The organism is Streptococcus sp. HMSC061E03, assembly GCF_001813505.1.
Lineage (GTDB): Bacteria > Bacillota > Bacilli > Lactobacillales > Streptococcaceae > Streptococcus.
In genome coordinates this window covers 827826-840733 of record NZ_KV812784.1, presented here as the reverse complement: position 1 = coordinate 840733, position 12908 = coordinate 827826, and the positions used below count along the sequence as shown (strand labels likewise).

The 12908-nt window shown below is 43.4% G+C and carries 14 protein-coding genes; all 14 read left to right on the top strand.

The features are described 5' to 3' along the window. The first annotated feature begins 106 nt into the window (after window positions 1-106). The 14 genes from HMPREF2917_RS04220 to HMPREF2917_RS04150 all read left to right on the top strand — a co-directional run bounded on the left by HMPREF2917_RS04220 (window position 107) and on the right by HMPREF2917_RS04150 (window position 12828). Window positions 107-1525: a DUF6688 domain-containing protein gene (locus HMPREF2917_RS04220; protein ID WP_070589106.1), complete on the top strand. Its 1419-nt coding sequence runs from the start codon at window positions 107-109 to the stop codon at window positions 1523-1525. Window positions 1526-1709: 184 nt separating this feature from the next. After that, a complete protein-coding gene (locus HMPREF2917_RS04215) occupies window positions 1710-2516 on the top strand; it encodes a dihydroorotate dehydrogenase electron transfer subunit (RefSeq protein WP_070589103.1) in 807 nt (268 codons plus the stop codon). 9 nt (window positions 2517-2525) lie between these two features. Next, window positions 2526-3464: a dihydroorotate dehydrogenase gene (locus HMPREF2917_RS04210; RefSeq protein WP_070589102.1), complete on the top strand. Its 939-nt coding sequence runs from the start codon at window positions 2526-2528 to the stop codon at window positions 3462-3464. Between the two features lie 179 nt (window positions 3465-3643). Beyond that, window positions 3644-4336 (top strand): orotidine-5'-phosphate decarboxylase, encoded by a 693-nt coding sequence (gene pyrF / locus HMPREF2917_RS04205; RefSeq protein WP_013903499.1) that lies wholly within the window; start codon window positions 3644-3646, stop codon window positions 4334-4336. 232 nt (window positions 4337-4568) lie between these two features. After that, window positions 4569-5201 (top strand): orotate phosphoribosyltransferase, encoded by a 633-nt coding sequence (pyrE, locus tag HMPREF2917_RS04200; protein ID WP_003003338.1) that lies wholly within the window; start codon window positions 4569-4571, stop codon window positions 5199-5201. Window positions 5202-5343: 142 nt separating this feature from the next. Next, complete coding sequence (locus tag HMPREF2917_RS04195; protein WP_049485761.1) at window positions 5344-5943, top strand: hypothetical protein; 600 nt, start codon at window positions 5344-5346, stop codon at window positions 5941-5943. Window positions 5944-5999: 56 nt separating this feature from the next. Further along, a complete protein-coding gene (locus tag HMPREF2917_RS04190) occupies window positions 6000-6491 on the top strand; it encodes a DUF3592 domain-containing protein (RefSeq protein WP_070589099.1) in 492 nt (163 codons plus the stop codon). A 66-nt stretch (window positions 6492-6557) separates the two neighbouring features. Next, window positions 6558-7055 carry a hypothetical protein gene (locus HMPREF2917_RS04185; protein ID WP_256324249.1) on the top strand — a complete coding sequence of 166 codons (498 nt, stop codon included), beginning with the start codon at window positions 6558-6560 and terminating at the stop codon, window positions 7053-7055. Window positions 7056-7329: 274 nt separating this feature from the next. After that, a complete protein-coding gene (locus HMPREF2917_RS04175; RefSeq protein WP_070589093.1) occupies window positions 7330-8832 on the top strand; it encodes a glycosyltransferase family 39 protein in 1503 nt (500 codons plus the stop codon). A 130-nt stretch (window positions 8833-8962) separates the two neighbouring features. Next, a complete protein-coding gene (locus HMPREF2917_RS11220; RefSeq protein ID WP_070589091.1) occupies window positions 8963-9616 on the top strand; it encodes a uracil-DNA glycosylase in 654 nt (217 codons plus the stop codon). 9 nt (window positions 9617-9625) lie between these two features. Next, a complete protein-coding gene (locus tag HMPREF2917_RS11215; RefSeq protein WP_003003493.1) occupies window positions 9626-10090 on the top strand; it encodes an NUDIX hydrolase in 465 nt (154 codons plus the stop codon). A gap of 11 nt (window positions 10091-10101) precedes the next feature. Continuing rightward, window positions 10102-11370 (top strand): dihydroorotase, encoded by a 1269-nt coding sequence (locus HMPREF2917_RS04160; protein WP_049473043.1) that lies wholly within the window; start codon window positions 10102-10104, stop codon window positions 11368-11370. A gap of 14 nt (window positions 11371-11384) precedes the next feature. Then, window positions 11385-12227 carry an SGNH/GDSL hydrolase family protein gene (locus tag HMPREF2917_RS04155; RefSeq protein WP_070589089.1) on the top strand — a complete coding sequence of 281 codons (843 nt, stop codon included), beginning with the start codon at window positions 11385-11387 and terminating at the stop codon, window positions 12225-12227. Beyond that, window positions 12196-12828, top strand: coding sequence for a YpmS family protein (locus HMPREF2917_RS04150; protein WP_070589087.1), 633 nt, complete (start codon window positions 12196-12198; stop codon window positions 12826-12828). The genes HMPREF2917_RS04155 and HMPREF2917_RS04150 overlap by 32 nt, the downstream gene beginning before the upstream one ends. Window positions 12829-12908 lie beyond the last annotated feature (80 nt).

The following is a 12908-nucleotide window of genomic DNA, read 5'->3' as shown; positions in this document are numbered from 1 at the left end:
ACAAAATCTACATCTGGGGACTGATTTTGATGGAAAAATACAGTTTTGCCTTGCTGAAGGTAAGATCTGATTGATAGAATGGTAAAAAATTGATTGAGGAGATCTTATGAAAAAACTCGTTTCCTGGTATAAGAAAAAGGATAAGGAATTGGAAACCCATTTCACAGCTGGTCTGTTGCAGATCAATTTTGTGACCAATGCTCTGATTCTATTGGCCTTTTACATCTATTTGGTTATTAGTCAGTCGCTCTACGCAATTAAGGATCCATTCATTCAATTTAGTTTTCTTGCTATAGTATCCTTTACGATGGAGGTCTTGCCCTATGGTGTGACCTTAGCCCTTTTTGTACCCAATATTTTTGTCATCATCTATGGGATCGGTCGGTGGTCCAGCATCCAGTTCAAAGAAGCAGAGGAAGATGCTCTCAAAGATCCGGATCTGTTTGAAGAGAGTGGATCAGAGAAGGGAGAAGAGCTGATAGAAGAAGACGCATTCAAAACTGAATCACCGAGTCCTAAGCCTAGCAAAAAGAAAAAGCAACAGCCTACAATTGTTCTTTGGTTTGGTCTCTTTGGTTGCTTTCTCGAAGCGATTTTCATTTTCATCGTGAAAGATATGACCTTTTACGATTGGAGTGAACGCCTGATTAATTCGCAGAAGCACGCCCTGATCTGGTCGGGCGCCTATCCAACCTTCTTCACCTTTGCTGCTCTCACCTTGCTAGCCTTGATCATCTATTCCTATCGGGATGCGAATTCCCTCTCTCCATTGGCTAATATCTTCTGTATTAGTGGCATTCTAGGAGGAGTGGTCCTCCTCTTAGTTTTTGATCAACAGCTGCAGGTAGCAAGTTTTCACACCTTTTTCTTACTGATCTATTCCATCAATCTCTTGTGGGTTCGTATCAAGGAGTGGCAAGAAGATCAAACAGAGATCAGCTATGAGAATCGCCTGCTTCAGTTTTTCCATCAGCTCTTAAACAAGTCACGTAACTGGCCTTGGCTAGCGTTTCTTCTTGCCCTTCCGACGCTGGCTCTCGTCGTCCTCATTCTCATGCTCTTTGGGCAACAACCAGATTCCATGATCAAAGCCTGGACCAATACAGCAGACTGGGCCTTCTCGCAAAAGATCCCTCCTCAGAATCTTATCATTGATGAGCATTATCTTTGTACGGTTGCGGCTGGTGGTCATGAAAAGGTGGTCAAGCCCCAGCGGATGGGAGTCCGTCACGGTCATCCAGTCGTTGTCAATCGCCAGCTCTGTATTGCCAATGCTTTTGAGCAAGTATTAGAAGAAAAGACGCCACGTTTCCATCGCTTCTTACGTTGCAATTATGACCGCTATGGCTATCCTTTTGCTAAACATATCAAGAAAAAATGGGCTATGGACCTGATTTACTACCTAATGTTGGAATGGATCTTTTTACTGGTTCTTTATCTAGTCGATCGCAAGCCTGAGAACCGAATCGCCATGCAATACATCAAACCGATCCCAGAAGATTTTGACCCCCGTAAAGCTTCCTGAGTTACTGATTTTACTTGACAAGCGTCAAGGAGCGCGATATAATGAGACAAATTTAACCTTTAAGGGGTCCAGAGAGGCCTGCAAGGAAAGACAGAAAAAAGATCAGCGGACCGAGTCTAGCTGATAATTTGTAGGACCTTGCTTTTGCGAGGTCTTTTTTGCTGGAAGAAAGAAGAGGAAACCAATGGTCAGTGATAGCTGTAAAAAACGGTTTGGAAAAATCATGATGGAAGACATGGAGTTAATCGCTCAAGAAGAGATTGCGCCACGGATTTTTTCAATGGTCTTGAAGGGGGAAATGGTGGAGCAGATGTTGCCGGGGCAGTTTCTCCATATCCGTGTACCGGATGACTCTAAGCTCCTCCGTCGTCCTATTTCTATCTCTGAGATAGATCCAGGCAGCCAGACCTGTCGCCTCATCTATCGGGTAGAAGGGGGAGGGACAGCCATCTTTTCTCAGCTGCCTGTCGGTAGCTTCCTCAGTGTCATGGGCCCTCAAGGAAATGGATTTGACCTAAAAGGTCTTGGTCAAGGGGAGAGTGCCTTGATTATCGGTGGCGGGATTGGAGTACCTCCTTTGGTCCAAGTGGCCAAACAACTCCATGAGCAAGGGGTAGAAGTTGAAGTGGTTGTCGGCTTTGCGACCAAAGACGCCGTCATTTTGGAAGAAGAGCTTTCTCAGGTGGCTCATGTCACTGTAACGACAGACGATGGGACTTATGGCACTAAGGGCTATGTCTCTACGGTTATTGATCAGATGGACCAGGAGTTTGACGCTATCTATTCTTGTGGAGCACCTGGCATGCTCAAATATGTCAATACCAAATTTCATGACCATCCCCGCGCCTACATTTCCATGGAATCACGAATGGCTTGTGGGATGGGGGCTTGCTATGCCTGTGTAGTGCATCTGGAAAATGAAAGCCAAGCAGCTAATAAGCGCGTGTGTGAAGACGGACCGGTCTTTGAAACCGGTACGATTGTGATGTAGGAGGACCTTATGACAGCAAATCGACTAGCCGTATCCTTACCTGGTTTAGACTTGAAAAACCCGATTATTCCGGCATCTGGCTGTTTTGGTTTCGGTCAGGAATATGCCAAATACTATGACTTAGATCTGCTTGGATCCATCATGATCAAGGCGACAACTGCTGAGGCTCGTTTTGGTAATCCAACGCCACGTGTCGCCGAGACGCCTGCCGGCATGCTCAATGCCATTGGGCTCCAAAATCCAGGGGTAGACGTGGTCCTGGCAGAAAAACTTCCTTGGCTGGCCCAACATTATCCCGACTTACCGATTATTGCCAATGTAGCTGGCTTCTCCAACGAAGAGTATGCGACGGTATCTGGCAAGATCTCGCAAGCGCCAAATGTCAAAGCCATTGAGCTCAATATCTCTTGTCCAAACGTAGACCATGGCAACAACGGTCTTTTAATCGGGCAGGTTCCTGAGTTGGCCTATGCGGCTGTGAAAGTAGCGGTAGAAGCATCCTCAGTCCCTGTCTATGTCAAGTTAACGCCTAGTGTAGCAGACATCACGCAGGTCGCAAAAGCAGCAGAAGACGCAGGTGCAACTGGTTTGACCATGATCAATACCTTGGTCGGCATGCGCTTTGACCTCAAGACTGGTAAGCCCATCATTGCCAATGGAACCGGAGGCATGTCTGGTCCAGCCGTTTTCCCAGTTGCATTAAAACTCATCCGCCAGGTCGCCCAATCCACTAAACTTCCGATTATCGGAATGGGAGGTGTGGATTCAGCAGAAGCAGCCATTGAAATGATGATTGCTGGTGCCTCTGCGATTGGAGTTGGAACCGCTAATTTTACCGATCCTTATGCTTGTCCAACCATCATCGAAGATCTGCCACAGGTCATGGATCGCTATGGTATTGACACCCTTGAGAACTTCCGAAAACATGTACGGGAAAATCTACTGTAAATCCTTGACTTTTCCCAAATATCGTACTACAATAAATAAAAACCTTTAAAGCAGTCCAGAGAGGCTCCTAAGGTCTAGACGGTGAATCATGGTAGTTGTTCCTACCTAATTTTCGTGTAACCTTGCCTCGGGCAAGGTTTTTTTGTAGATAAAATGATCAATCAAAAAAGGAGTAATCCATGCGTGAAGAACGTCCTATTATCGCCCTTGACTTCCCAGCTTTCGAGGATGTCAAAAACTTTTTAGAGCATTTTCCAGAAGACGAAAAATTATTTGTAAAAATCGGAATGGAATTTTTCTATGCAGTTGGTCCTGAAATTGTACATTACCTCAAAGGGCTTGGACACAGTATTTTCCTTGATTTAAAATTGCATGATATCCCAAATACAGTCAAATCAGCCATGTCCGTGTTGGGGACCTTCGGAGTAGATATGGTGACGGTCCACGCAGCCGGTGGTGTAGAGATGATGCGCGAAGCCAAGGCAGCTCTTGGTGAAGGGGCTAAGTTGGTAGCCGTGACCCAGTTGACTTCTACCAGTGAAGAAGACATGCGCGATTGCCAAAACATCCAAACAACGGTCCAAGAATCAGTAGTCAATTATGCTCGCAAGGCCCAAGAAGCAGGCTTGGATGGCGTTGTCTGTTCAGCCCACGAAGTAGCCTTGATCAAGGATGCCACTTCATCAGACTTTGTCTGTGTCACACCAGGGATTCGTCCTGCTGGAGCTGAAATCGGTGACCAAAAACGGGTTATGACCCCACAAGAAGCCCATAAAATTGGCTCTGACTATATTGTCGTTGGACGCCCAATCATCCAAGCAGAAAACCCATGGGACGCATACCATGAAATTAAGAGACAGTGGAATAGTTAAGAACGTCTAAGAAGCTTTGCTTCAAGACGTTCTACGGAAAGTCCGATTGGATCTTTCCTAACGCATTCACTAGATCACAGAAGAGAAAATGATCGTTTCTCTTCTGTGAACGTCGGAATAATCGGAGCCCGATAGGGCCTTTCCTAACGCATTCACTAACCTGTAATGTTGTTGTTTAAATCAAAAAATGATTTAATTCGTATGTGATTAAAATCGTAAAAAAGGAGTCCTTATGTCATTAGCTAAAGATATTGCCAGCCATCTTTTGAAAATTGAAGCCGTTTATTTGAAACCAGAAGAACCTTTTACTTGGGCATCTGGGATCAAATCCCCTATTTATACAGATAACCGTGTAACCCTCGCTTATCCTGAAACTCGTACCTTGATCGAAAATGGATTTGTAGATAAAATCAAGGAAGCTTTCCCTGAAGTAGAAGTGATTGCAGGTACAGCAACTGCAGGGATTCCTCACGGAGCCATTATTGCGGATAAGATGAATTTACCATTTGCCTACATTCGTAGCAAACCAAAAGACCATGGTGCTGGAAACCAAATCGAAGGCCGTGTACCACAAGGTCAAAAGATGGTCGTAGTGGAAGATTTGATTTCTACTGGTGGATCTGTCTTGGATGCTGTCGCAGCTGCCAAGCGTGAAGGGGCGGACGTTCTTGGTGTCGTAGCTATCTTCACCTACCAATTGGAGAAAGCAGATAAGAAATTTGCGGAAGCTGGCGTTCAACTTGAAACCTTGTCTAACTATACAGAATTGATCCATTTGGCAGAGGAACAAGGTTACATCACTTCTGAAGGATTAGAGTTGTTGCACCGTTTCAAGGAAAACCAAGAAACTTGGCAAAATAAATAATAGGACGGAAGCGTTTCTAACGCTTCTTTTTTATACTCTTTTCACTAGTTGGTGGTTAACTTGAATCTCAAAGTAAAATCCGGTATGATAGTAGTAATTGTTCTTATGGATGAAAGAAAAACTATTTTTAAGGGAGAAGAAGATGTCAAAAGAAGATTATTTGCAAATGAAGAAACAGGCTCGGGTCTGGTTTACCGTTAATATCGTCATCAGTTTGATGGCTATTGCGGGAGGAATTTTAGTAGTCATTAGTAAATCACGTCATATCCCATTTTTATTGATGGCCTTGGGGGCACTGACTTTGATGAACCAAGTCTTGGTTACCCCTGCTTTCAATGCCAAAAAAGAAACTGAGGAAGAACATCCAGAATGGAAGAGCTTGTCTACTAAAGATACTAAACTTCCTGTGGAGAATCTGCAGAAAGGGGTTTTGGTATCAGCTACGGCTCTTCTGATTGTCATTATTGGTTTCTTCATGTTCTATCGTCCTCTTCCGACAACAGACGCAGGAACTGAAGTGATCAAAACCTATCGCGAGGTCCAGTCTGTGCCAGAAAATTCAACAGAAAAAGGATCTAGCACAGTCTCTAATTTAACTCCGAAAGATGTTCAAACCTTACAAGAATTGAAAGAAGAAATCGAATCCAATGCCCCATCAGATTCAAACTCACTAGATATAAACAAAGCAAAAGATCTTGCAGAAAAAGCGCAGCAACAGAATTGGTTGAAAAGGGGAGAGTAAGATGACTTTTCAAGTGGTTTGAAATCAACTAGTTTTTGTGAAAGGGTAAAAAACAAATGACAGTAACAACATTCTGGCTTAGTTTGGGCATTCTGACCCTTGTTTTCTTGATCATGTTGCTTATCTTTTACACCTTGTATCGTCGTGAAATTAAAGTGAAAACAGAATCAACCGCAAAAATTATGGGAGAAGTAGTTGCTTTTGATTCCAAAAATCAACCGCTTATTTCTCTGCCTGTGGTGGAGTATCAGGTCGGGGGCGAAAGATACCAAAAGACATTCACCTATGCTTATTTTAGGGAGACTTCTTCCAAATCTAGGCAGGCCAATGTTTTCGATAGAACCTATGTTCTTGGAGCCGGCAAAAATCTGGATTTGCGGATGATATTCCCAATCGGGTCTCCCATGACAGTCTTTTATAATCCAGTCGACCCACAGATCGGTTTTGTCGAACGATATGCCGGCTTAGTCGGTTTCTATAAAATCGGAATGATTCTAACAGTTGGATTTTATCTTGGGCTAGTATGTATTCTAGCTTTGTTAGGTTGAATTGTTCGGACCCATCTTAAATAAAAAGCACATTCATATATATTTGGTTGAATGAGAGGATTTTCAATGCTCACAAAAGGAACATGTTTTAATATCAGTTTGAATGGGAAAAAGCCTCTCTGGGGCTACTTTTTGTTGGTAACAGATCAAGGGGAAGAATTTATTATCAAACGCAATAGTAAAATCCCTTTTGACAGATACCGTAAAGTGTACCAGACCAACCATTTGTTTAAAGATCAAATTTTTTCAAAGAAAGCACCAGCAAATATTTCTTCTTTGATTGGTGTTCCACTAGGTTTATTATTAGCAAGGACATTTAGAAAGATCCTTCCCATGGACCTTTTCTTTGGAAAAGCAAATCTTGATTTGAATGTTAGAGAAGGAGCGATAAATGTCCTTTTGTTTCTCTTTGCAGTTATGATCACTTTATGGTTGGTCACTATTGCCAGATATGTGCAGTTGAAGCAGTTTGTTAAGAAAAATGGAGCAGAACTATCATTAGTTGGTCAGATAAAGCCTACAGAGTATCTTCAAAAAACAGCAAATGGAACCGAGGTGTGGTGAATGCGAAAAATAAGAAAACGTCAATTGTTTGCCCTCGTTTGTTTAAGTGCTATAGTCCTGTTTCTAGCATATTTCGTTCAAATGCGCTTGTTTTTGGGATTGATTTTATATTTGTTGGTTGTTCTCTTTTATAGAGGTCTTGAATTCACAGAGCCTCGGGAAATAGAGTTTGATTTCAAGGAAGCTCCTAAATAATTTAGATCATTCGCCAACCTAAATGTTTTCGTACCACCCCAAAACAGCAGAAATGCTGTTTTTTTGATATAATGGACCTATGTTATCGAAAAGTAAACGTATTCTATTTGGGATGCTTCATGTTGTCATGTTGCTAGTGATGGTCCACTGGTTCTTGATCAGTGTGATTTATCTGAGAGAGATTTCATGGCTAGCCATTTTAGGTGCTGGATTGCTATTTCTGCTAGCCTGGTTGAAACGCGATGGGCTAAAGAGTGCCTTTGCTTGGTTGACCCGGCACAAAAAAGGCTTCTTGCTTGGAGCGGTTGTCTTTCAGGTGATTGTCATGGTCTGTGCGGAGCTCTTTATCCGTCGGGATGCTGCGGTTGTTTTCAAAGGGGCTTTTGATCTTCTTAAGCAATCTTCCATCACCAACTACCTCAGTCGCAATCCCAATAACATTCCGCTCTTTCTTTACGAGAAGTTTTTCTATGTCTTATTTGGCTCTAGCGGTCTGTGGGTCATGCAGGCTCTCAATATCCTCTATGTCAATCTGGGTGCAGTCCTCTTGTACAAGCTTTCCCAGAAGCATTTCAATCAAAAAACGGCTGATCTGGTCTATCTCTTCTATGTGAGCTTGATCTGTTACTCGCCTTATTTCTATTCCATGTATACGGATATTCCGCCACTTCCTTTGATCGCTCTTCAGTTATGGTGGGCTTTGGATCTATTAAAGGAAGATCAAGCAGTCTCCTGGAAGAAGATTGTTGGCTTGGGGATCTTATCTGGCGTATCCATGTTGATCCGTCCAACGACGATTATTGTCATGATTGCCTTTTGGGCTGTGCTCTTTTTCAGAGGAAATTGGAAGGCCTTTGGAAAGATTGCTACGGTGACGGTCATGATGACGGGCTTTGTCTTTACAGGATTGAATACGGCGGTTAATCATCAAAGAGTTGTACCGATCTTGAAACAAGAAGGGCTGGCTAAAGGACCGCTCTTGTTTATCAATCTGGGCTTGACAGATATGGGGCATAACCAAGAAGATATGAAAGAAGGCTTGTTGGCCTATATCGATGAGGATAAGCGCTCGGATTACAACAATGGCCTCTTTAAAAAAGAAAATGTGATCAAAGAAATCAAGCGCCGTCTCAAGGAGTACGGACCGTTCGGTTTGATCGGGCATATCTACTACAAGCAATCCTTGACGGTAGCAGAAGGGACCCTAGGTTGGCTTTACCGAGATGTAGAGTATGAGAAGACGCCTTTTATCAATCCTCTCTACGCACCCCTGACTAAAAATAATGGTCTGGCAAAATGGATGCGGACCTATTTCCTCAGCATTGATCGCCCGCAGTACAAGTATTATGAATTTGTGAAGCAGGTGATTTGGATCGTCCTATCGGCTGGTTTGGTTGGAGCTTATCTCAAACGTCGAGATACAGATGACTTTAACTTCCTTTCCTTAGCGGTCTTTGGTGGTTTGCTCTTCTTAACCATCTTTGAAGGTGGAAAGACCCGCTACCTCATCCAATTCTTACCGCAAATTTTACTAGTCGCTTCGATCGGTCTAGCAGGATTTACCAAGAAAGAAAATACATAAAAGCTCTCGCTTGTTTGACAGGCAGAAATTGAGGTTGGACAAAAATGTCCAGCCTCTTTTTTATCCAGTGGATCTGCGCCAAATGTGGTATAATGGAAGGTAAGAATTTATTGGATAGCGGAGAGTTTCCATGCAGCATTCACCCTGGCATGAAGCCATCAAATCCCATCTTCCAGAAGGGTATTTTCACCAGATCAATGACTTTATGAATGAAGTCTATAGCAAAGGAGTGGTTTATCCACCGCGTGACAAGGTCTTTAAGGCCTTGCAGACGACAGAGATGGATCAGGTCAAGGTTTTGATCTTAGGCCAAGATCCCTACCATGGACCGGATCAAGCGCAGGGCTTAAGTTTTTCTGTTCCAGATCATGTACCAGCGCCGCCTTCTTTGCAAAATATTCTCAAAGAATTGCGCTCAGATATCGGAGAGAAGCGTTCCCATGATCTGACCTCTTGGGCAGAGCAAGGCGTGCTCTTGCTCAATGCCTGCTTGACGGTTCCAGCTGGTCAGGCTAATGGTCATGCTAGTCAAATTTGGGAGCCTTTCACAGATGCTGTGATCAAGGTGGTCAATGAGTTGGAGGAGCCTGTTGTCTTTATCCTCTGGGGATCTTATGCCCGTAAGAAAAAGCCACTGATTACCCACGATCGACATTTGGTCCTTGAATCAGCTCACCCAAGTCCTTTATCGGCCTACAGAGGATTCTTTGGTTCCCAACCCTTTTCAAAAACCAATCAATTTTTGAAAGAGGCGGGACGCGAGCCGATTGATTGGTTAAGATAGGAGAAAGAAATGCCACAATTAGCAACGATTTGTTACATTGACAATGGGAAAGAATTTCTCATGTTGCATCGCAATAAAAAGCCCAATGATGTCCATGAAGGTAAATGGATCGGAGTTGGTGGAAAATTAGAACGCGGGGAAACCCCACAGGAGTGTGCGGCGCGTGAGATTTTTGAAGAGACAGGCCTTAGAGCTAAGCCAGTCTTAAAAGGGATCATTACCTTTCCGGAGTTCACTCCAGATTTAGACTGGTACACCTATGTCTTCAAGGTAACAGATTTTGAAGGAGAACTAATCGAGTGTAACGAAGGGACCTTGGAGTGGGTGCCTTATGATCAAGTCCTCTCAAAACCAACCTGGGAAGGGGACCACACCTTTGTCGAGTGGTTGTTGGAGGATAAACCCTTCTTTTCAGCAATGTTTCGCTATGACGGCGACCGCTTGTTAGAGTCGCATGTTGATTTTTATGAATAAAGGAGAATGCAATGGTTGTCATTAAAAATGGTCGCGTAATGGATCCCAAGACTGGCTTGGATCAAGTCTGTGATCTTCGCATTGAAGGAAAGAAAATTGTAGAGATCGCTGAGAACCTCCCAACGGATGGACAAGAAGTCCTTGATGCTACTGGTCTGGTTGTGGCACCTGGTTTGATCGATGTACACGTGCATTTCCGTGAACCTGGTCAAACTCATAAAGAAGACATCCATACGGGTGCCTTAGCCGCAGCTGCTGGTGGTTTTACTCGAGTGGTCATGATGGCCAATACCAATCCGACCATTTCAGATATTGCGACCTTAGAGGAAGTCTTAGCTTCTGCAGCCAAGGAAAATCTTCATATTCATACGGTTGCGACGGTGACTAAGAACTTTGACGGTCAACACCTGACAGATTTTGAAGGATTGCTTAAGGCCGGTGCAGTAGGGTTTTCAGATGACGGGATTCCCCTTCAAAGCACTAAGGTTGTCCGCCAAGCCTTGGAAGAGGCTAAGCGTCTAGGAACCTTTATTAGTCTGCATGAAGAAGACCCTGAGTTGAATGGCATTCTTGGTTTGAATGAGAACATTGCTAAGGAACACTTCCATGTCTGTGGGGCGACGGGTGTAGCCGAATATTCAATGGCTGCGCGTGATGCCATGATTGCCCATGCGACAGGTGCTCACCTCCATATCCAACACCTTTCCAAGGAAGAAAGTGTCAAGGTGGTGGAATTTGCCCAAGGATTAGGAGCTCATGTGACGGCAGAAGTGGCACCTCAACACTTTTCGAAAACAGAAAGTCTGCTCTTGACTAAGGGAAGCAATGCTAAGATGAATCCACCTCTTCGCTTGGAATCTGACCGTCTAGCAGTGATTGAAGGCTTGAAGTCAGGCGTCATCTCCGTGATTGCGACTGACCACGCGCCTCACCATGCAGATGAGAAGAATGTTCCTGATATTACCAAAGCACCATCTGGCATGACTGGGCTTGAAACTTCGCTTTCTCTTGGTTTGACCTACTTGGTGCATGCTGGCCATTTAAGCCTGATGCAATTGCTTGAAAAGATGTCCTATAATCCAGCACGTCTCTATGATTTTGATGCTGGCTATATCGCAGTGGATGGACCGGCTGATTTAACCATCTTTGATCCAGAAGCAGATCGTCTGGTATCGGATCATTTCGCTTCAAAAGCTGGCAATTCACCATTTGTGGGTGAAACATTAAAAGGGAAAGTTGCTTATACAATCTGTGATGGACAAGTGATTTTTCAAGGATAAGCGATCGTATTCATATGAATCTTAAAAAAATGATGCAAGGCTTGGTTTTCTTTTTAACCAGCCTTCTTGTCTTTGTCTTTCTATTTCGTGCTCTGCTACCAACTGCATCCCCTCGTATGACCAAGCCCAAAACGGCTGCGAAAGAAATCACCTATACTTATGTAGCTCTAGGGGATTCACTGACTGAAGGAGTAGGGGATAGCACCAAGCAAGGGGGCTTCGTGCCCATCCTTGCCCAAAGCCTGTCCAATGAAAATGACGGCCAGTACCAGCCTGTCAACTATGGAGTAGCTGGGAATACAAGTGCTCAGATCTTAGATCGACTCAAGAAACAAACAGACCTTCAGAAGGATCTCAAGAAGGCGCGTGTCATGACCTTAACAGTTGGGGGAAATGATCTGCGCAAAGTTGTTGTCGATCATCTGAGTGATTTTTCTCTATCAGATATCCAAAAACCGCTCAAGTATTATACAGCTAACCTCAAAGAAATTATTAAAAAGGCCAGAAAGGACAATCCCCATCTTCCTATTTATGTAGTGGGGATCTACAATCCTCTTTACCTGAATTTTCCTGAATTAACCAGTATCCAGACGGCTGTAGATCGTTGGAATGAGACGACGGAAGAAACCATCGCGCAATTTGATCAGGTCTATTTCGTTCCGATCAATGATTTGCTCTATAAAGGAATTGATGGCAAAATGGGCGTATCAGAAATCAGTGACGGGAAGACAACTGTTATCAATGATGCCCTGTATGAAGAGGATAGCTTTCACCCCAACAATACGGGCTATGAAAAGATGAAACAAGCAATATTGGAGAAAATCAATGCCACAAAAAAAACTTGGAGTCAAAAATAATCCCATCAAAGAGAAGGTCCCCTTCCTTCAAAAAATCAATATTTGGAAATGGTTATTTTTAGGTTTGGTCAGCCTTCTCTTAGCCTTCGCTATAGTTGTGCAAGGACGCTTAGCGACGCCAAGAGAAGATGTTAGCCAGCTTCATCAAGCAGTTGGCACCAAAGATGTCAAAGTTGGAACCATGACAACGACTCGGGATCAACTCAATGATACCATCAAATCGCTACTGAAAAAATATAAGCTGTCCGACTACAAGGTCTATGCGGACAATCAGCAAATCCTATTAGAAGGGCAGTTGAGTCTCTTGGGGAAGGATTATCCCTTATATATTTACTTTCAACCATCCAAATTGGAAAATGGGAACATTCTCTTGACGGTGAAGGATTTTTCAGTCGGAACCTTTCAAATTCCACAAAGGATGGTTTTGCAGCTCTTGAGTAAAAATAAAAATATCCCAAAATTTGTTCAGATCTCACCCAAGCAGTCTACCATCACCATTGTATTGCCAGAAATTGACAATGACTTTGGAATATATGTCAAGGCCAATACCATTGACCTCTATAATGACAAGATCGTTTTTGATTTGTATCAGAAGAAGTAGGATGGAAGAGGTTATTCAAATTGAATTCAAAGTCATCTTAAAAACTTTCCTTAGGCTCAATAATTAGTCATGGAACTTCT